The following is a 21,657-nucleotide window of genomic DNA, read 5'->3' on the forward strand; positions in this document are numbered from 1 at the left end:
ACGCGGTTATCGATCCAGTCGTGCATTGAGAATCCTGGCGATCTGGGCAATCGCACCCGGTTCGGTCATGGCGAGGTGGGTCGCATCGATGTCGAAAGTCGACAGCTGCCCGCGGACCACCCGCGCCCATCCCTCGTGACCCGCGGCATCGGATCGCCTTTCACGTGTGGCGGTGAAGTAGAGCATGTCGCTGTCCAAGACCGCGGGCCGCCACGCGCCGGCCGCCCGGATCGCCAGGTTGTAGGCGTCGGTCAGGCGTTCGAGCCGTGCGGCGTCGATACCGTGGCCGGCCCCCAGGTGCCGTTCGATCAGGTCGGCGGCCTCCGCCGCGGTCGCATCGGGGTTCACGAAATCGACGCCCATGACCGGACCCAGATTGCTGATCAGTTCTCCGGCCGTGACGTCCCGCAGCGGCGACCCATCGACACCGTCCACCTCGGCGTCCAACAGCGCCAGTAGCGCGACCTGTTCACCGGCGGCGCGCATCTCGACGGCAATGGCATGGGCGATCGCACCACCCAGCGACCAGCCGAGAAGGTGATAGGGGCCGTGTGGCTGCACCGCGCGAATCTCGTCGAAGTAGCGAACGGCCATTTCTTCGATCGACGTCGGACCCGGGAGTTCGCCGCCGATCTGTGGCGCCTGCAGACCGTAGATCGGTCGCCCCTCGGAGAGGTACCGGTCGAGTGTGCGGTAACACCACGACAGGCCCACTGCCGGGTGGAGACAGAACAGCGGCGGTAGCTCACCGCCGGTCCGGATCGGCAACAGCACGTCGAAGCCGCCATCGGTCCGGTCGACGGCGGGACCCGAGCGCATTCCGGACTCGATCCGCTTTGCCAGATCGGCCGGACAACGATCCGACAACATCCAACTGATCGGAACCTCGTAGTCGAGTTCTTTGCGCAACTCGCTCACCACTTGCACCGACTTCAGCGAGTTACCACCCAATGCGTAGAAGTCGTCATCGACGCCCACCCGATCCACGCCGAGTACCGCTCCGAAGGCCCGTGCGACCTCCCCTTCCAGCCACGACGATGGCTCCCGGAACTCCCCTACCGCGAGCACCGGATCCGGTAGCCGCGTGCCGTCCAGCTTGCCCGACGCGGTGAGAGGCACCGTGTCGAGCACCATCATCGTGGTGGGCACCATGTAGTCGGGCAGTTTGGTTGCCGCGTGCGCCGAGACCGCCGCCGTGTCGACCGCCGCGCCCGCGGCGGGCACGAGGTAGCCGACCAGGTGGTCCACCGCACCGCTGGAGCGCACCACAGCGATCGCCCGCGCGATGCTGGGATGCTCGGCGAGTACTGCCTCGATCTCACCGAGCTCGATACGCAGGCCGCGCAGCTTCACCTGGAAATCGGTGCGGCCCAGGTATTCCAATTCGCCGGTGCGGTGCCAGCGCACCAAGTCGCCGGTGCGGTACAGGCGCTGGCCGACACCGTACGGGTCGGGCACGAACCGTTCCGCGGTGAGGCCAGGACGTGCCTGATAGCCGCGCGCGAGCTGGGAGCCAGCCAAGTACAGCTCCCCGGCGACACCGGGCGGTACCGGACCCAACCGGTTGTCGAGTACATATGCTCGCGCGTTCCATACCGGTATGCCCATCGGCATGTTCCCGCTGTCGGCTTCGGTCACCCGATGCGCGGTCGCGCACACGGTGAACTCGGTCGGCCCGTACAGATTGTGCAACTCGACCCCGGGCACCAGCCGCCGGACCGCAGCCACCACCTCGGGGCCGAATGCCTCACCGCCCACCAGGAGCGTCCGCACCGACGCCAGCGCCTCCGCAGGCGCCGCGTCCGCGAATACCGCCAGCATCGACGGCACGAACGCGGTGATCGTGACCCGCTGGGTGGCAATGGTTTCGGCGAGATAAGCCGGGTCGGTATGCCCGTCGGCTCGCACGATCACCAGCCGCGCTCCCACCGCCAGTGTCGCGAACAGCTCCCACACCGACATGTCGAATGTGGCCGGGGACTTCAGCATCACCACGTCATTCGACGTCATCGTGTAGGTCTCGGTGACCCACCGCAACTGGTTCACCACCGAACAATGCGATATCGCAACACCTTTCGGCCGCCCGGTGGACCCGGAAGTGAAGAGCACATATGCGACATTGTGCGGTCGCAGCGGCGCGAGCCGATCGGCATCGGTGACCGGCGCGTCATCGAATCCGGACAGCTCCAGCCCGTCGAGGGACGACAGCTCCAGCACCGGTGCGGCGATCGACAGCATGTACTCGATGCGGTCGGCCGGCAGGTCCGGGTCGACCGGCACGTACCCGCCGCCGGCGGCGTGCACCGCGTACATGGCGGTGACCTGGTCCACCGAGCGCCGCATCCGCAGCGCCACCAACGACTCCGGACCCACTCCACGGGAGATCAACCACCGCGCCAACCGATATACGCGAGACGCGAATTCCGCATAGGTCAGCGACTGTTCACCGGATACCAGCGCGGTCCGGTCCGCACACGACTGCACGGAGTGAGCGAAGACCGAGGGGAGCGTCTCGCCGGGTGGGAGCCTGCGATCGGTCGAATTCCACTGCGTCAGAACGGCTTCCCGTTCATCGGCGCCGAGCAGGTCCACCCCGTGCACCGGCTGTGCCGCATCGGTCACCAATGCGCCGAGCAACCGCAGCAGGCGATCGACGATCGTGGTCACCGTCGTCGCGTCGAACAGGTCGCTCGCGTAGGTCACCGCGCCGCTGATACCGGCCGGGACACCGGTGCAGTCGTAGGAATCCGACACCGTGACCTGCAGATCGAACAGTGCGGTGTCGATGTCGGCCGTCACCGCCGACGCCGAGAGCCCCGGCAGTTCGAACTCGGCCCTGCCGACGTTCTGGAATGCCAACATCACCTGGAACAGTGGATGGTGGGCATGCGACCGCACCGGATTCAGCTCCTGCACCAGCCGCTCGAACGGAACATCGGCGTGCCCGAACGCGGCCAGATCCGTCCCGCGTACGTGCTCGAGCAGTTGGGTGAAGGTCATCCCAGAGGTCAACCGGGTTCGCAGCACCAGCGTGTTGACGAACATCCCGACCAGATCGTCGAGCTCGGGTTCGCCACGTCCCGCATACGGCGTGCCGATCGCGATATCGTCCGTATCGGCCAGGCGAGCCAGCGTGGCCGCCAGCGCGGCGTGGAAGACCATGAACAGCGTCGTGTTGTGTGCTCGCGCAACCTGCTGCAATTCCGCGTGCAGATCGGCATCGACAGTTATCGGTACGCTCGCGCCCGCATAGGTCTGCACGGGCGGACGCGGGCGGTCGGTCGGCAGCTCCAACAACACCGGAAGCTCCGCCAATTCGAGGGTCCAGTAGTCGATCTGGGCCCGTAGCAGCGATTCGGGATCGTCTTCGGTACCCAGCACCGTCCGCTGCCAGATCGCGTAGTCGGCGTACTGCACCGGCAGCAGCGGCCAACTCGGTGTCTCCCCGAGCAGATGTGCCGCGTACGCGGTCATCATGTCCCGTGCCAGCGGGCCCAGCGACGACCCGTCGCAGGAAATGTGATGCACGACCACGGCCAGAACCCACTCGTCCGGCCCGAGCTCGAACAACCGCACCCGCACCGGCGCCTCGACCGTCACATCGAACACCGCCGAGACGAACGCCGACAACGACTCGGCCAGTTCCGGTTCCGTGACCGAGGCCACGGTCACCGGCGCGATCGCCGCGGCGACGGGCAGGACGACCTGCGACGGCTCGCCCTCGGCATACGGGTATACCGTCCGCAGTACCTCGTGCCGGTTCAGCACATCCTCGACGGCCGAGCGCAGCGCGTCGACATTCAGCTTGCCGGACAGCCGCAACACGATCGGAATGCTGTAGGCGGCCGCGTCGGGTTCGAGCCGGTTCATGAACCACATCCGCTGCTGCGCGAACGACAGCGGAATTCGCGGCGGCCGTTGCTGTGCCATCAGCGCCACCCGACCGGTGTCGGCCTGCGATTCGGCGCGCGCGGCCAACCTCGCGACCGTCGGCGCCTCGAAAATCATCGATGCCGGGATGGCCGCGTCGAGCGCGGCACCGATCCGCGCGGCTACGCGAGTGGCCACCAGGCTGTTGCCACCCAATTCGAAGAAGTCGTCGTCGGCGCCGACGGGACCGTCGATGCCGAGGAGGTCGGCGAATACGCCGGCCACTACCTCCTCCACCGGTGACGCCGGGGCCCGGAATCGCTTGGCCTGGACGACGGGTGCGGGCAGGGCCGCGCGGTCGAGCTTGCCGTTCGGCGACAGGGGGATGGCATCGAGGATCATCACCGCGGCGGGCACCAGGTACGACGGCAGCACCTCGGCCAACGCCGCCCGCAACTGTTCGCCCGAGAGGCTCGCCCCGGCTGCCGGCACCGCATAGGACACCAGCAGCATCGGACCGGTGCCGTCCCGCCGCGCCACGGTGACCGCGTACGCCACCTCCGCCCGCGCCCTCAGCACCGTGTCGATCTCGCCCAGCTCGACCCGGTAGCCGCGGATCTTGACCTGGAAATCGTTGCGCCCCAGGAACTCCAGGGCACCGTCGATATTCCAGCGCACCACATCTCCGGTGCGATACATACGGTGTCCCGGCGCCCCGAACGGGTGCGCCACGAACCGCGCCGCATTCATCGCCGCCCTGTTCAGGTATCCGCGCGCCAGCGCGCGGCCCGCCAGATACAGCTCTCCGGCCACCCCGACCGGCACCGGCCGGAGCCGGGCATCCAAGACCAGCGCGTGCACTCCCGGCAGCGGGGCACCGATCGTCGCCCGGTCATCCGGTTGCAGCGCACCCGTCGCCGTGGCGATCATCGTGGCCTCGGTCGGCCCGTACAGCACCCGGAACTTCCGGGCGCCTGCCACGTCGGTGCCCGCCCACCGCCGCACCAGATCCGCCGGGACCTGCTCACCACCGGACAGCACCAGCCGCAAATCGTTCAGCCCGGCCGGATCCACCGACGCGAGCGCGGCCGGGGTCATGAAGGCGTGGGTGATCCGCTGCACGCGCAGGAACTCGGCCAGCTCACCGCCGCCGTAGATCCCGGTCGGCGCCACGACCAGCGCACCGGCCCGGCTGACCGCGATCAGGATCTCCATCAGTGCGGCGTCGAACGACGGCGAGGCGAAATGCAACACCCTGGACGTGTCCCGCAACTCGCGGTCGGCGCGCCACCCCGAGACGAAGTCGGCCATGCCGGAATGGGTAATGGCGACGCCCTTCGGTACCCCGGTGGATCCGGAGGTGAAGACCACGTAGGCGATATCCGAGGCGCGCAGCGGCCGGGTCCGCTCGTCATCGCCGATCGGGCCGCTCGCGGTCGCATCGACCTGCGCGGCGACGGCCGGGTCGTCGAGCACGATCCAGTCCACCGAATCCGGCAGCTGGGCCCGCGCCGACGACACCGTAACCCCGAGCGTCGCAGCAGAATCCGACACCATCTGCTCGATCCGGCCGGCGGGATAGCTGGGGTCCACCGGCACGTATGCCGCACCCGACTGGACCACCGCCCACCACGCGAGGACCGATTCCATCGACCGCGCCGCCGCAACCAGCACCGGACGCTCCGGTCCGGCACCACGACGGATCAGCAATCTCGCCAGCCGGCTCGATCGTTCTTCCAGCTGTGCATACGACAACGCGGCATCCCCCGCGACAACGGCGATACCGTCGCCGTTGTCGCGCACGGCCGAGGCGAACACCTCCGGCAGCAATCCGGACGGCTCCAACGCCGCCACGGTGCGCGCCCCCACCCGCGACGCCCCTACCCGTGATGTGAGCGCCGAGCGCTCGTCGGCTTCCAGCCAGTCGATATCCCCGATCACTATGGCCGGATCATCGGCGACGGCTGTCAGCACCCGCACCAGCCGTCGGACAATCGCCACCGCGGTCGCCTCGTCGAACAGATCCCGCGCATAGGTCATCATCCCCGAGATACCTTGCGCTACAACGGCATTGCCGGATGAATCGGATAGCACCAATTGCAGGTCGAACTGGCTCGCCCCGGTATCCACATCCGCACGGGTAACCCGGACGCCGGGCAACGCCACATCGACCGTCGACACGTTCTGGAACGCCAAGACGACCTGGAACAACGGATGCCGCGCCGTCGACCGCTCCGGTTTCAACTCCGCCACGACCCGCTCGAACGGCACGTCCGCGTGCTCGAACGCCAGCAGATCCGTCTCCCGGGCGCGCGCCAGCAACTCGGTGAACGGCTCGCCCGTATCCACCCGGGTCCGCAATGCGAGCGTGTTCACGAACATCCCCACCAGATCGTCCAGACCGGGCTCGCCGCGCCCCGCGACCGGGGTGCCGATCACCACGTCATCGCTGCCAGCGAGCCGCCCCAATACCGTTGCCAGCGCCGCATGCATCACCATGAACAGCGACGACCCCCGCGACCGTGCCAGCGCGAGCAGCCGCTCGTGCAGCCGCGCATCGATCTCCACCGGTACCCGGCCTCCCGACATCGACGCGACCGTCGGGCGTGGTCGGTCCGCCGGTAGTTCCAGCCGGTCCGGTATGCCAGCGAGCGTCGAGCGCCAGAACTCCAACTGCTCCGACAGCAACGACGCCGGATCATCCGCGGCCCCCAGCAGCTGTCGTTGCCACCACGCGAAATCCGCGTACTGCACAGCGAGCGGCTCCCATTCCGGCGCGTGCCCGGCCAGTCGCGCGGCATAGGCCGCCATCACGTCACGGGCCAGCGGCCCCATCGACTGACCGTCGGCGGCGATGTGGTGGACCACCAGCGCCAGCAGGAATTCTCCGGTGTCGCTGTCGAGCTCGAACAATCCCACCCGCATCGGCACTCGGGCAGTCACGTCGAATCCGCGCCGCACGAACGCGCTCACCACGTCCGGGGCCGAATCCGCCGACACTCGAACCGTCTCCACCGGCACCGCGGGCTCGTCGAGAACGACCTGCTGCGGGTCGCCGGAGGCTTCCGGATATATCGTCCGCAGTACCTCGTGCCGTGCCATCACATCTGCGAGCGCGGCCACCAGCGCCGCGGTGTCCAACCGTCCCGACAGCCGCAGCAGCACCGGAATGTTGTATGCCGCGGAGTCCGGCTCGAACCGGTTGAGGAACCACATCCGCTGCTGCGCCAGCGACAGCGGCACGGGGTCGGGGTGCACTCCGGGCCGCAAAGGCAACCGACCCCCACCGCTGAGTGTCCCCGCGCGCGCGGCCAATCCACCGACAGTGGGCGCCTCGAATACCGACCGCACCGGCACTCGCACGTTCAGGGCCGCGCCTATGCGCGCCACTACCAGCGAGGCACTCAGTGAATCGCCGCCCAGCGCGAAGAAGTCGTCGTCGACTCCCACCCGGTCCACATGGAGCACCTGCCCGAAGGTCTGCGCGATCAGCTCTTCCAAACCAGGTGACGGCGCCCGGAATTCGCGCGCCACCGCAACCGGCTCGGGCAGCCGCTCCCGATCCAGCTTTCCGTTGGCGGTCAGCGGCACCTCGTCCAGCACCATCACCGCGGACGGCACCATGTACCGTGGCAGCGCCTTGGTCAGCGCCGCACGCAACTCCTCACCCGATACCAGCGTCCCCGTCGCGGGCACGACATAGGACACCAGCTGCACCGGTCGCCGACCATCGCGGCGCGGCACCGTGACCGCATATGCCACATCCGCGCGCGCACCCAGCACCGCGTCGATCTCCCCCAGCTCGATCCTGGTGCCGCGCACCTTCACCTGAAAATCGTTGCGCCCCAAGAACTCCATCGCGCCATCGGCGCCGCGGCGCACCACGTCACCGGTGCGGTACATGCGCTGCCCCGGCTCCCCGAACGGGCATGCGACGAACCACGCCGCGGTCAACCCGGTCCTGGCGACGTACCCATCGGCCAGGCCGGCGCCGAACAGGTACAGCTCACCCGCAACACCGTGTGGCACGGGCCGCAACCAGGTATCCAGGACCGCGGCCGCGACGGGGCCGACCGGTCTGCCGATCGTAATCGCGACACCGGAAGCCAGTGCGTCGCTGGCGGTGGCCCAGATAGTGCTTTCGCTCGGCCCGTAGAGGTTGACCATGGTGCGATCCGGCGCCCATCGATCGACCAGTTCCGGCCCGACCGGCTCACCGGCTGTCGCGAGTACGCGCAGCCCGTCGAGACCGTCGCACGGAACTGTCGCCAGCGCCGAGGGAGTCACCACGGCATGCGAAACACGTTCGCGCCTGATCAGATCCGCCAACTCGGGTCCGGCGTAGACATCGGCCGGCGATACGACCAGTCGCCCGCCCGAGCCATGCGCCATCAACAACTCGAACACCGAGGCGTCGAAGCTCGGCGAGGCGACCTGTAGTACCACCGACATCAGGTCGACACCGAGTACTCGCCGCTGCGCCGCGACCATATCGGCCAGGCCACGATGGCTGACGAGGACGCCCTTGGGCGTCCCGGTCGACCCGGAGGTGTAGCTCACGTATGCGGTCTGATCCCGCCGAATCGGTCCGCCGCGTTCGGCATCGGTGATCGGTGTTGCGGGAGCCGCGTCCACGGCGTCGAGCGTCTGCTCCTGGTCGAGGACCAGCCAGTCGACGCTGTCGGGAAGATGCTTCCTGGCGGACGTGTCGGTCAACCCGAGCACGGTTTCCGAGTCCGACAGCAGAAATTGGATCCGCTCCGCTGGCAGGGTCGGATCGATCGGCAGGAATGCGGCACCGGTCTTCGCCACGGCCCACACGGTGACCGTCGCCGCCAGGGATCGTGGCAGCACCGAGGCGACGACCTGTCCCCGCCGGACGCCGTGCCGCAGCAGGACCCGAGCCAGCCGAGCGGATCGCTCGTCGAGCTGCCGGTAGGTCATGACCGCCGCACCGCACTGCACCGCGATCGCATCGGGTTCGGCGACATCGGAAGCGGACGCGGCGAGTATCCGGTCCAATGTGTCCGGGATAGCGGCTTGCGCACCCGTAACCGGCCACGCCGGCCCCGGGTCCTCGTCGAGCGGCAGCTCGACCAGCCGCACGTCGGCGTTGGCGGCGATCCGGCACAGCAACCCGACGAAGCGGTCGAGGATGCGGCGCGCCGACGCGGTGTCGAATACCTGGTCGTGGAATCGGAGGGTGATCCGCAGTCCCCGTGCCTCGCCGTCTTCGGACTGCGCCGGCTCCACGGCCAGGCTCAGCGGGTACGGCGTCGCGTCCACACCGCTGAGTTCGTCCACCCGCAAGCCCGCCGAGTCGACGAGCTGCTGCAGTGCCATCCGGTCGACGGGGAACGACTGGAAGGTGATGGCGGTATCGAAGAGTTCGGGCAGGCCGACACTGCGGTGAATCTCGGGTAGGCCGATATGGTGATGCTCCAGCATGCGGGCGTGCCGCGCCTGAATGCCGATCAGCAATGCGCGCACCGTCATCGCGGGGTCGAGCGGGACTCGCACGGGGATCGTATTCAGGAACATGCCGAGCGTCTGATCGACCAGCGGCAGCTCCGGGGGCCGACCCGACACCGAGGACCCGAAAATCACATCGGTCTCACCGGTGAGTAGACGCAGATTCAAGGCCCAGGCCGCGGCGACCGCGGTATTGATGGTGACGGCAGTCTCCGCCACTACTCGACGGAGTTCTCCGAAACGATCCGCGGTCAGCTCGGCCACGACCTCGGCGGCGGATACGGAGCCCGCCGCACCGGCACCGCGCGACACCCGCGTGGGTGCGTCGACATCCGAAAAGGCTTGTGCCCATGCCGCTTTGGATGCGGCGCTGTCCTGCCGCCCCAGCCAGGACAGATAGTCGCGGTAGGAGGGAGCAGGTCCGGCGGAGTCGATATGTGCGGGAGATCCGTAGTAGTCGAGCAGTTCTCGCATCAACAACGGCATCGACCAGCCATCCAGGATCACATGGTGATTCGTGACGAGCAGCCGGAAAGACCCCGCATCGAGCCGGATCAGCGTGAAGCGCAGGAGCGGAGGAGCCGACAGGTCGAATCCCGCCGCCGCGTCCGCTGCGGCAATCGCTCCCGGGTCGGCCGGGGATCGCGCATCGCCACCACCGGCGAGATCGATCTCCCGGAACGGGATCTCGGCATGGTCCAGCACAATCTGGCACGGTCCGGCCAAGGTCTCCACAAAGGCGGCCCGCAGGATATCGTGCCGGTCGACCACGGCCTGAGCGGCACGGCGCAGGCGCTCACCGTCGACCGCACCGGAAAAACCGATCATCGTCTGAACGGTGTAGCTGTCCCCGGCATCCAGGTCGAACGTCGAATGGAAGTGCATCCCGGATTGTGTGGGCGACAACGGCCATACGTCGGACAGGCCGCGGTACTGCCGCACGAGCCGGTCGATGTCCTGTTGGGCGAGCGCGACGAGCAGGAAGCCCGAGGCGCGATCCGCCGTCGGGAGCCGAGGGGGTTCCTCGATTGCCGCGCGAGCCGCATCGCCACCCGCCAGTGCGGCGAGAGCGGCAACTGTCTTGCCTTCGAATACGTCTCGCGGCGTGAGCGTCAGCCCGACGGATCTCGCCAGCGCCACCAGCCGCATCGAAACGATGCTGTCTCCGCCGAGCGCGAAGAAGTTGCTATCGGCGGACACCGTGTCGATGTGGAGCACATCGGCGAAGAGTTTCGCCACGACCTGCTCCATCGGCGTCGACGGCGGTCTACCGCCTGCGGCGTCGGAATCGAAGGCGCGCTGCTGCAATGCCGTCCGATCGATCTTTCCCGTAGGCGTGCGCGGCATTTGGTCGAGCCGCACGATCGCCGCGGGATTCATATAACGAGGCAGCCGGCCGGCGAGGTCGTCATTCAGTGCCGCCACATCCACGGCAGCGCCCGGCGCGGAGACGACATAGGACACCAGAACCGGTTCGCCGGCAGGCCCATTCACCACAACGGTGGCGACGCTCGCCACGTCCGGGTGCCGCGCGATAAGGGCATCGACTTCCCCCGGCTCGATCCGCAGGCCGTGAATCTTGACCTGCTGATCGCAGCGGCCCAAGTATTCGAGGGCCAACCCGACGCGTCCGCGCACCCAGCGCACGGAATCACCGGTGCGGTAGATCCGCTCGCCGCGGGTGGATCGCGGATCCGCGACGAAGCGCGCCGCGGTCACGCCCGGTCGATCGATATACCCGCGGGCAAGTCCGGGCCCACCGATATAGAGTTCGCCCGCGACACCGACCGGTACCGGTCGCAGCCACGTATCGAGAACCATCGCGGACGCGCCTCGGATCGGGCCACCGATCGTCACCGGCTCGCCGGGTACGAGGGCATCCGACCCCGTCGCCCAGATCGTGCACTCGGTCGGTCCGTAGTGATTCATCAGCCGTCGCCCAGTGCCCCAGCGGTTCACGGTGTCCGGCCCGGTCGCTTCGCCGACGACCGCGAGCGATGTCAACGATGGTGTCCGGGACGGATCCATGGTGTTCAGCACGGACGGGGTGAGGATCGCGTGCGAAACCTGCTGCGACCGAAGCAATTCCTCGAGGTCGGTCCCGGCGTACACCTCCGGTGGCGCCACCACGAGACAGGCGCCACTGCCGTGCGCCAACAGCAGCTCCGACAGGCAGGCGTCGAATCCCGGCGACGCGACCTGCAACACCACCGAATCCGTACCCACGCCGAAGGCGTCGACTTGCGCCGCGACCAGGTCGGCCAGACCTCGATGGCTGAGGTGGACCGCCTTCGGTTTACCGGTCGATCCGGAGGTATAGATCACGTATGCCGCATTGTCGGCCGACAGCCGGTCGGCCCCGGCCGGACGCGGTAGCCCCTCCTGAGCGTCCGAATCCGCGGCGTCCAGGATCAACCAGTCGACGCTATCCGGAAGCTGTGGTGCCACAGCACTGATCGTCACGCCCAGACCGGTCCGCGAGTCGGATAACAACTCCCCGATCCGCGCGGCGGGATTGCCAGGATCCAACGGTAGGAAGGCGGCACCGGTCTTCGCCACCGCCCAGATCGCAACGACCAGTTCGGCCGAACGGGGTACGGCCAATGCGACGATCGACTCGGTGCGAGCACCGTGGCCGGCCAGCAGCCGAGCGAAACCGTCCGCGCGACACTCCAGCTCACGATATGTCCACGCGGTGTCACCGCACCGGACGGCCACGGCATCCGGATGCCTGCGCGCGGTCTCCCACAGAATGTCGCGCAGCATGAGCTCCGCGGTCGGTTCCGCGCTGCCGACCGAAAGCAGTTCCGCGCGTTCGGAATCCCAGTAGGACGAGATCGCGGCGACCTTCCGGGCGGGATCCATGACGATCTGCGTGAGCAGCAGCTCGAATCGTTCGAGCAGCGTGCGGGCATCCGCCGAATCGAATCGTTCGGTCGCGAATTTCAGCGTCACCGTGTAGGTGCCGGGCTCGTCGGCATCCGGTCGCCCGTCGCGACTCGACCGCGGCGGGGTCACCTGCAAACTCAGCGGATACGGCGTGGCATCGTGTGCGTCGATCTCGACGAGCCGCAGTCCGGCATCGGAGAGCTTGCGGGCCAACAGTTCCCGGTCGAGCGGATAGGACTCGAGCACCGTCGCGGTGTCGAACATATCGGTGACACCGGTGGCCCGTTGCAGCTCCGCCAAGCCGATGTGCTGGTGGTCCAGCATCGCGGCCTGCTCGGACTGGACGCGGACGAGCAGGTCGCCGACGGTTTCGTCGGGTTGGAGCCGCACGCGGACGGGCAGCGTGTTGACGAGCAGCCCGACCATGCGCTCGACATCCGGAATCTCCGGCGGTCGGTGCGACATCGTATTGCCGAACACCACATCCGACCGTCCGGTCAGGACGGCCACCAGCAATGCCCACGCCACCTGCAGGGCCGTGTTGGCAGTGACGCCGTGCGAGCGTCCCAGATCGAGAATCGCGGCGGTGGTCGCGGCGTCCAGGTTCAGGCCGACTTCACCGGCGTGCGCGGTGACGGTCCGATCCGGCCCGCCCGTGACCCGCGTGGGACTGTCGATTCCGGCGAGCTTGTCGCGCCATGCGGCGGTCGCGGCGTCGCGATCCTGCGCCTGTAGCCACCGCAGATACTCTCGGTACGAACGGGGGGCCCCGAGCTCGGCGGCATCGCCATCGGATGTGTACAACGAGAGCAACTCGTGGATCAGCAGGGGCATCGACCAGCCGTCCAGCACGAGGTGGTGGTTGGTGACCAGCAGCTGGAACATGTCGACGCCGGTGCGCACGAGGCGGAAACGCACCAGCGGCGGGCGGGCCGGGTCGAACGGAGCCGCGGCCGCCGTCGCGATTCGCCGAAGTGCCGCTGTCTGCTGCCCGGCATCGCTGATGTCGGTGATACTCGATTCGCCCCAATCGACCCCGGTGTCGCGCAACACAATCTGACGCGGCCCATCGGCACTTTCGACGAACGCGGTTCGCAGGCTGTCGTGCCGGTCGATGAGTACCTGCGCGGCCCGCCGCATCCGCTCCCCATCCACCTGCCCGGCAAATGTCAGCGCCGCCTGCACGATGTAGCCGTCGTCGCCGTCCCGGTCGTAGATCGTGTGGAACAGCAGCCCGGACTGCAGGGCGGTGAGCGGCCACACGTCGGTCATCGACGGGTATTCCCGCAGCCAGCTGTCGACGTCGTCCTGCGATACCACGGCGAGCGGGAAGTCGGATGGGGTGAAGACGGGTGTGGAGTCGGATCGGACGTGATCGGCAAGCGCTCCCAGGGCTCGAACCCACAGCCCGGCGAGCTCGTCGACCTCCGCGCCATCCAACACCAGCGAGGCGAACTCCCAGGTCGCGTCCAGTTGGAGCCCGTCGCGACCTTCCTCGGCGATCGCATTGATGTCGAGCACGGCGGCCAGTGCCATCGCGGGATCGCTCGTCGCGGTCAGCGCGGTGAATTCGGTGGTCGGTGCCCAGGGCCCCGCGTGTTCACCGACGCCCACCCGCCCGAGGTAGTTGAAACTGATCTGAGGTTCGGGCAGGTCTGCGAGCCCGGTGCTGCCCTCGGAATCGAGTTGGCGCACCATCTGATAGCCGATGCCGTTGCCGGGCACCGCGCGCAGTTGCTCCTTCACCTGCTTTATGGCCAGTCCCGCACTCGGGCCGCCGGCCAGCGCATCATCGAGGTCGACGTGCTCCCATTCGATCCGCACCGGGAAGCGTGTGGTGAACCAGCCCACGGTGGCGCCGAGATCGGCGCCGGGTACGGCCCGCTCCTCGCGGCCGTGTCCCTCCAGCGAGATCAGCTCTCCGGCGGCCGCCGCCCTACCGCGCCGGCGCCGCCACTCACCCAGTGCCAGTACCAGGGCCGCCAGCAGCGGATCGTTGGCACTGCAGTGGAAGCGGTCCGGAATGGTGGTGAGAACCGCCTCGGCAACCGCTGCCGGGATGTGCTGATGTACCCGGCCCGCCGTGGCCCCGACGTCACGATCCGGCACCAGACGGCGCGATCCGAGTAGTTGATCGCCCCGCTCGAGTACGTCTTTCCACCGGTCGAGCTCCGCCGACGACCTGTCCGGCGCCTGCTCGACAAGGCCGTGCGCCCACCGCCGAAACGAGGTGGTGACCGGGCCGAAATGCGTTTCGCCGCCGTCGGTGACCTGCGACCAGGCCTGCGCGAGGTCGGCGAGGATGATGCGCCACGAGACCGCGTCGACCGCGAGATGGTGGATCACCAGCCACATCAGGTCGGATCCCGAGCCGTTGCGATCCTGCATCCAGACGGCCTGAACGAGCACACCATTGCCCGGGTCCAATCGGTCCGCGGCGTTTTGCAGGTGGCGGTCCACGTCAGTGGCGTCACGTCGATCGAGCCGAACATCGACGAGCACGGCGTCCGGATCGACCGATGCCCGATCGCGTACCTCGACATACCGGTCAACCGAATCGTCGCCGCGCAATACCGCGCGCAACATGTCGTGCCGGTCCAGCAGGGATCCCACCGCGCGCACGAGACCCGCTCGATCGACGCCATCGGGCAATTGCACGAGTACGGCCTGCGCAAACCGGTCGTAGTGACCTCGATCGAGCATTGCGCGCATAATCGGCGACAACGGCATCGGCCCTACGCCGGCACCGGGCAACTCGGCCAGCGCGGGTGTATCGCCGACTTCCGTCGCCGTGGCCGCCAGGCCCGCGACGGTCTTGTGCACGAACACATCCTGGGTGGAGAAGCTCAGACCCTCGGCCTTTGCCCGCGCGACCAGTCGGATCGACAGAATGCTGTCACCGCCCAGGGCGAAGAAGCTGTCGTCCGCCCCGACCCGAGGCACGCCGAGCACCTCGGCGAACAGCCTTGCTACCGTCTTTTCCCGGGCTGAAGTCGGCGCCCGACCGACCGGCGCGGTCCCGAACCCGGGCTTCGGCAAAGCACTGCGATCGAGCTTGCCGAAGGCGTTCACCGGGAGGCTGTCCAACGCGAGGATTACCGCCGGGACCATATGCGGCGGCAGCGAAGCGCGGGCGAAGCGCTGGAGTTCGAGCGGATCGATCCGACGGCCGCTGACCGGGACAACATAGGACGCCAGCACGGTCGTGCCGACATTGTTCTGCACCGGCACCGTGACGGAAATGTCCACGTCCTCGTGTGTGGTGAGGGCGGCATCGATTTCACCCGGTTCGATCCGGTATCCGCGGATCTTGACCTGGAAGTCGCTGCGCCCCATCAGTTCCAGCGTCATCTCGGCGTTGTCGCCGGTCCAGCGGGCGATATCGCCGGTGCGGTACATCCGCTCGCCGGTGCCGCCGTACGGATCGGCGACGAACCGGGCGGCGGTTTCGACGAACAGCTGGCTGTATCCACGGGCCAATCCCGGACCGGCGAGATACAACTCGCCCGCGGTGCCCTTGGGCACCGGTTGGAGTGTTCGGTCCAGCACCATTGCGGAGACGCCACGAATGGGGCCACCGACCGTGTGGGCGTGGCCGGGTGTCAGCATGGCCCCGACGGCGGTCACGGTGGTTTCGGTGGGACCGTATTCGTTGTACATGGACAACGACGGTGTCCACCGTTCGATGACGTGCGGTGGACATACGTCGCCGCCGACCACGACCACTCGCAAGTCGGTCGTCGGGTGCGGGTCCACGGTTGCCAGCATTGTCGGCGTCAGCGTCAGGTGCGTCACGTGCTCGTCGGCCAGCAGTTGCGTCAGCGGCTCGCCGCCAGTCACCTCCGGCGGCACGATCACCAACGTGGATCCGATCGCGAAGCAGGTCAGAAACTGTTCCAGGGAGGCGTCGAAACTGGGCGAGAGGGCATAGGACACGCGGGAGCTCGCGTCGATGCCGTACGTCGCGGCGCGGTCGGCGACGAGATTCGCAAGACCGGTATGAGTGACCTGGACGCCTTTCGGAGTTCCGGTGGATCCCGAGGTATAGGTGATGTAGGCGACGTTGGACGGCCGTAGCGGTCGGATACGGTCATCGTCGGAAATCGGCCCGCCCGCGGTGCCGGATTCCCACCGGGTCGCGGGGTCGTCGAGAACCACGCGGTGTATCTCCTGCGGCAGCAGCTCGCACAGCGCATCGACCGTAATCGCCACTGTCGCACCGCTATCGGTGATCACATGCGCTATCCGCTGCGACGGATACTCGGGGGACAACTGCACGAAGGCAGCACCGCATTTCGCGACCGCCCATGTCGCCACGACCGATTCCACCGAGCGGCGCAGCATGATCGCCACCGCCGTATCCGGCCCACAGCCCAGAGCTATCAGATGCCGGGCCAGCTGGGAGGATCTGGCGTCCAGCTCGCCATATGTCAGTGTCTGCCCGGACGAGGCGATCGCGCACGCGCGGCGATTGCGACGCGCGCTCTCGGCCAGAATCTCCGGAAGCAGCCGTGTTTCGACCCCGCTCGGCCCCCGCACCGGCAGCAGCGCAGACCGTTCCTGCGCTTCGAGCAGCGGCAGTCTGCTGACCGGACAGCCCGCTCCTCCGGCGAGGAACTCGTGCAGGAACATGAGAAACCGGCGGTGGTGGCCGGCGAGTTCCTCCGGGCTGTAGGCATTCGGATTTCCCTGGAAGTCGATATGCGTACTGTCCCGGCCCGCGCCCGGGTAGATATTGACGAAAAGGTCGGCGGTAGGACCTGAGGTGAGGACGTTCAGGCGGCCGGTGGTGTTGCCCAGCACAACCTCGTTCTCGATCATCATGAGGTTCACGGCCGGCCCGAAGGATGCCGCCTCGTCGCGTGCAATCCCCATATCGTGAAATATGTCCTCTTGGCGGTAGCGCTGCCGCCGAAGAGCACTCGTCAACTCGCTCAGCACAGCGGCGATCAGTTCACCGACGCTGCGGCCGGCTACCCGCACTCGCAGCGGGACCACATTTGCGACCATCCCCCCGGAACGGCGCAGCACGGCAGAGTGCCGACCCGAAACCGGCAGGCTCAGCAGTACTTCGTCGCTTCCGGTCATCCGCGCGAGGTAGGCGGCGAACGCCGCGACGATGATCGGAGTCACGCTCGGGCCGTGCTCGAGTGCGACATTTTCCAGCAGCTGTGCGGTGGCGTCGGGGAGCTCCGCGCTGACCAGCGCCGGATGAATCGTCGGCCGGCCCACGCGACCGGCCAGGCTGACGACGGGAGGCGCGCCTGCCAGGTGCTCCAGCCAGTACTTCCGGTCGTTGTCGAAACGGTCGGAGCCGCGGTACGCCAAATCCTGCTCGACGACGTTCCTCAGGTTCTGCGCCGTGCACGGCGCCGCGTCCTCGGACCGCACCCACGCGTTGTACAACTCGGTTACCCGGTGCAGCATGGTCACGGCGGCAAATCCGTCGAGCGCGATATGGTGCGCGCGCTGATACCACAGGAAATGGTCCTCGCCGACCTGGAACACAATGCTCGTCATGAGGTCGTCATGCAGCAGGTCCAGCGGAGCCGAATAGTCCTGAATCATCATGCTGTGCGCAGTCGCAACCGGATCGGGGTGCCGGCGCAAGTCCATGATCGATACCTGAGCTCCGTGTTCCTCGTCGACGAATTGACATGGCTCTCCGTCGACCTCGGTCAGGCGCATGTGTCCGGATCCGAACTCGCGACTGGCGGTTGTGCAGGCCTCGGCAAGCAATTCCACGTCCAACTCGCCGGTGATCTCGACGTATTGGGCCACAGATATCGGCGACGATTGCGCGAGATGCTGGGCAAACCAGATTCCCCGCTGTGCAGCGGTCAGCGGAAGAACGAATGACGGCCCTCGCGCGGCTCCATCACCATCGGAGCGCGCGCTGGAACCGTTACCCGAATCCGGGTTTCCGGAAGAACTGAATGAGCCGGTTTGCAACGATTTCGGCGAGTCAGAACTGTCATCGTTGCCGCTCTTCGATCGGTTCATTTCGATCTCCGCTGATCGCATTCATTGCAGGATCTCAGAAATATTGCCGTTAAGTTGCCTATATCAATTTGTTGAGATTTTGCAACATCGTTACGACAACCGGATCGCATACTCAGGGGAGCACCGTCATGGCGATCGGCACCCGATTTCGTCGACACATGCAAGACGTTCCAATCGGTCGAACCTCTCGGCCATCCGTCCATCCTGAGGTCGCCCCCTGCACAAGCCCAGGGACCAAAGTCACAAGTTTCGAGCACGGTTCCGCATCCGATGGCAAATATAGCGCAGACACTTGCCGCTCCGTCAAGATCTCTATAACGTGGTACGACATGCTGTGTGAGCACGAAGGAGCAGGTCGGATCGATATGGCAGCAATTGGTTAGCTAATGCTAACCATGATCAGTCGGGTCGCGCTGCCGACGGCCGGCGTCAGCCTTGAAATGCGAACAAATGTGCGACCTCTTTCGAATACTTCAGCACCGGGTAGGCATCGAATCTTCCGGAAGATCTAGGATCGTCCGCCCGCCGAAGAGATTACTCGACCAGCACAGTGCCAAGAGTTAACTGGATAAGATTTCTGGCCGCTGATAGCAGCGAGATACCCGAGGATAGCCGTAGTATTAGTAGCCGATGAATTTGCACTGAAAAATCCCCGTTTACGCCCATGCGCGCCGAGTACGGTCCGCACCGGGAATAGCTGTCGACAACGGTCCTGATTCGGTGGAATTCACTATCGCCGCCCCGATCGGCAACACGCCGTTCTCGCGACCTGAGCCGCTCACGTATGCGTCATGATGTCCTCGTGCGCGGTGGCACCTGCGGCGTTGCGATTCTGATCAGGTCGGGCCGGAGGATCCGGTTTCCGTTCGCACGCACCGGATTCAGCCACGGGCGAGCGCGCGGTCGGCCAGCGCGGCAACGATCGGCGCGAGCGACTTGGCATAGGTGACCGTCAGATGATTGTCGTCCCGGTAGATCAGGTTGTTGCGGGTGATGAGCGGACAGCGGTCAGTGGTGCAGAACAGCGTGGTCAGGTCGACGTACTGCCCGTCGCCCGCCGCCGTCGCGGCCCGTTCGGCTGCGATGCCCGCATCGTTCACGGCGACCGGCCGCGGCGGGGAACAGATCAGCGCGTCGTCCAGATGGTCGGATAGGCAGGTGGGCACGGTGGTGTGCGGGTCCGGAATCGGACCCAGGACAAGGACATCCGCGCCGGTCGCCCGCAGCTGTGCGGTCAGGCGGGCAAGGCCATCGAGCCAGGCTTGGTCGTAGGCGGTGAACCCGAAGTCGCCGCCGTATCGCCGGGACATGCTCAGCACGATCAGGCGCGGATGCTCGGCCTGCAGCCGAGCCAGGATCTGGTGCCGCCACTGCACACATTCGGTGTACTCCCGGCCCAGATAGGGGCTGGTTATGGGCAAGTCCATGAGCGGGCAGGTGACCTTGCTCAGTGTTTCCAACCGCCAATGCCGCTGCTCGGCAACCTGCTCGAACGCCGGGCTCCACATCGCGGCGTGCGAATCGCCAACCAGCGCCACCGTGCTTGCCGAGCCGAGATCACCCGAAGCGCACTCGGGCTGCCCGATATCGAGCCAGGAACGCACGCAACCGTTTCCGAAAACCGCCGCCTTGTCGACGGACGCGGCGGCGAGCGCCGGGGACAGATTCGACGGCACCGAATGCGATTCGGCCGACGCCGCGACGGCGGCCTGCACCTGCGCGGTCACCTGTTGTACCGCCGCGTCGTGCGGATCGACGGTTTCCGACGGCGGCGTGGCTGGCGCCGCCACCACCGTGAGGGCCTCGGCCGCCGCGCCACGGCCAACCGGGACGGGCACGAGCATGAGCAGCACCATCCCGGCGATGACGGCGATCGCGGTGACAACACCGCCGCCGACGAGGCTCAGCGTGGCCGAATTCCGCAGCGGCGCCGCAAAACGAGCGGGATCCTCGACGAACCACAACGTGAGCGCGGCTAGTCCACCGGCCGTGACAACCGCGCCCGCCGAGCCGACCGCGTCGAGCGGATGACCGACCAACCGTGGCGCGAGCAGCAGCACCGGCCAGTGCCAGAGATACCAGGAGTACGAAAGACGACCGAGCGCCCGCAGCGGAGCCGCCGACAGTAGGCGACCGACTCCCAGCCGAGGTGTGGCACAGCCCGCGGCGACGATCAACGCGGCGCCCAGGACGGGCAGCAGCGCCGCGATACCGGGATACGGTGTTCGCCCGTCCAAGTGGATGCAACTCAGCAGGATCAATGCCAGCCCCAGCCACCCGGCGACGGTGGCCAGCGGTGCCGGAAATCGGCGCCATAACCGGATCGAGAGCGACACTATGCCACCGACGGCCAGCTCCCACGCCCGTGCGGGTAGCGCGAAGAACGCCCACGACGGCAGCGTGCTGGTCCAGGCCAGCGAAAACGCGAACGACACCGCGGCGACTACGGCGAGGACAACCAGATAGGGCACCGGCGAGCCGTCCGCTCCCGGCCGGCGGCGGCGCACAAACCACGCTATGCCGATGATCAGCGCGGGCCACACCAGATAGAACTGCTCCTCCACCCCGAGCGACCAGTAGTGCTGAAACGGCGAGGGCGGCATGTCGGCGGCGAGGTAGTCGGTGCCGTGCAGGGCAAGCCGATAGTTTCCCGTGTACAACGCACTGGCAATCCCGTCGCCGAGCACGCCGCGGGCCTGCAACGGCGGCAACAGCACCGCCGCACCGACCGCGGTCGCCACCAGCACGATGCCCGCCGCAGGCAGCAACCTGCGCGCCCGAGCGCCATAGAACCGCGCGAGCCCGATCGTGCCGGTAACCGCCACCTCACGCCACAACATCCCGGTGATGAGAAACCCGGAGATGACGAAGAAGACGTCGACACCGACAAACCCACCACCGATGCCGGGCGCACCCGCATGAAAGACAACGACGGCCAGGACAGCGACGGCGCGCAGCCCCTCGACGTCAGGCCGAAATTCCGCCCGCGCAAGCCGTGCGTCGTCCGTCCGGTCGTTCGAGTCGGCCTGCCGAACTGTCAATTCGCTGGAGGCAGTCCCTGTCATAGGACGCATTCTTATCAGCTATTTTTTGGCTATTGCCGCAACGACATTCGATATCTGTCGAAGGCAGGCGGCCGCGGTCGGGGTTCAGCTCGTTGTCCCGCAGCACACCGCCGAGGGCGCTATCGCGGTCGAACCTCGCCCACGGCTCGTCCCCCAAACGAGTTCAACGACATCGCGGAAACCCCTCCCGAACTGCTCCTGCGCCGGAGTCACCTCGTGCCCCCAGTCGGACTCGAACCGACACTTTGCAGATTTTAAGTCTGCTGCCTCTGCCAATTGGGCTATAGGGGCGCCCGGCCAGCGTACCGACTCGTACTGCCGTACCGGAATTCTCTCTGCAGGCTAATGCATTTCCGGT

At 67.0% G+C, this 21,657-nt stretch carries 1 protein-coding gene, 1 tRNA gene and 1 pseudogene; all 3 read right to left on the reverse strand.

All coding sequences use genetic code 11. From position 1 onward, the window contains the following. Window positions 1-6 precede the first annotated feature (6 nt). A pseudogene (locus tag AB0L58_RS10370) lies at window positions 7-18,081 on the reverse strand (amino acid adenylation domain-containing protein); the annotation flags it as partial. A 1,034-nt stretch (window positions 18,082-19,115) separates the two neighbouring features. Next, window positions 19,116-21,299: an acyltransferase family protein gene (locus AB0L58_RS10375; protein WP_364384217.1), complete on the reverse strand. Its 2,184-nt coding sequence runs from the start codon at window positions 21,297-21,299 to the stop codon at window positions 19,116-19,118. A gap of 217 nt (window positions 21,300-21,516) precedes the next feature. Further along, window positions 21,517-21,590 (reverse strand) — tRNA-Leu (locus AB0L58_RS10380). Window positions 21,591-21,657: the final 67 nt, after the last annotated feature.

The sequence above is a fragment of the Nocardia sp. NPDC052112 genome (assembly GCF_040680135.1).
Lineage (GTDB): Bacteria > Actinomycetota > Actinomycetes > Mycobacteriales > Mycobacteriaceae > Nocardia.

Bases quoted from the DNA above. Each gene is read 5' to 3' on its own strand.
- AB0L58_RS10375 (WP_364384217.1), bottom strand. From the start codon at position 21,299: ATGACAGGGACTGCCTCCAGCGAATTGACAGTTCGGCAGGCCGACTCG.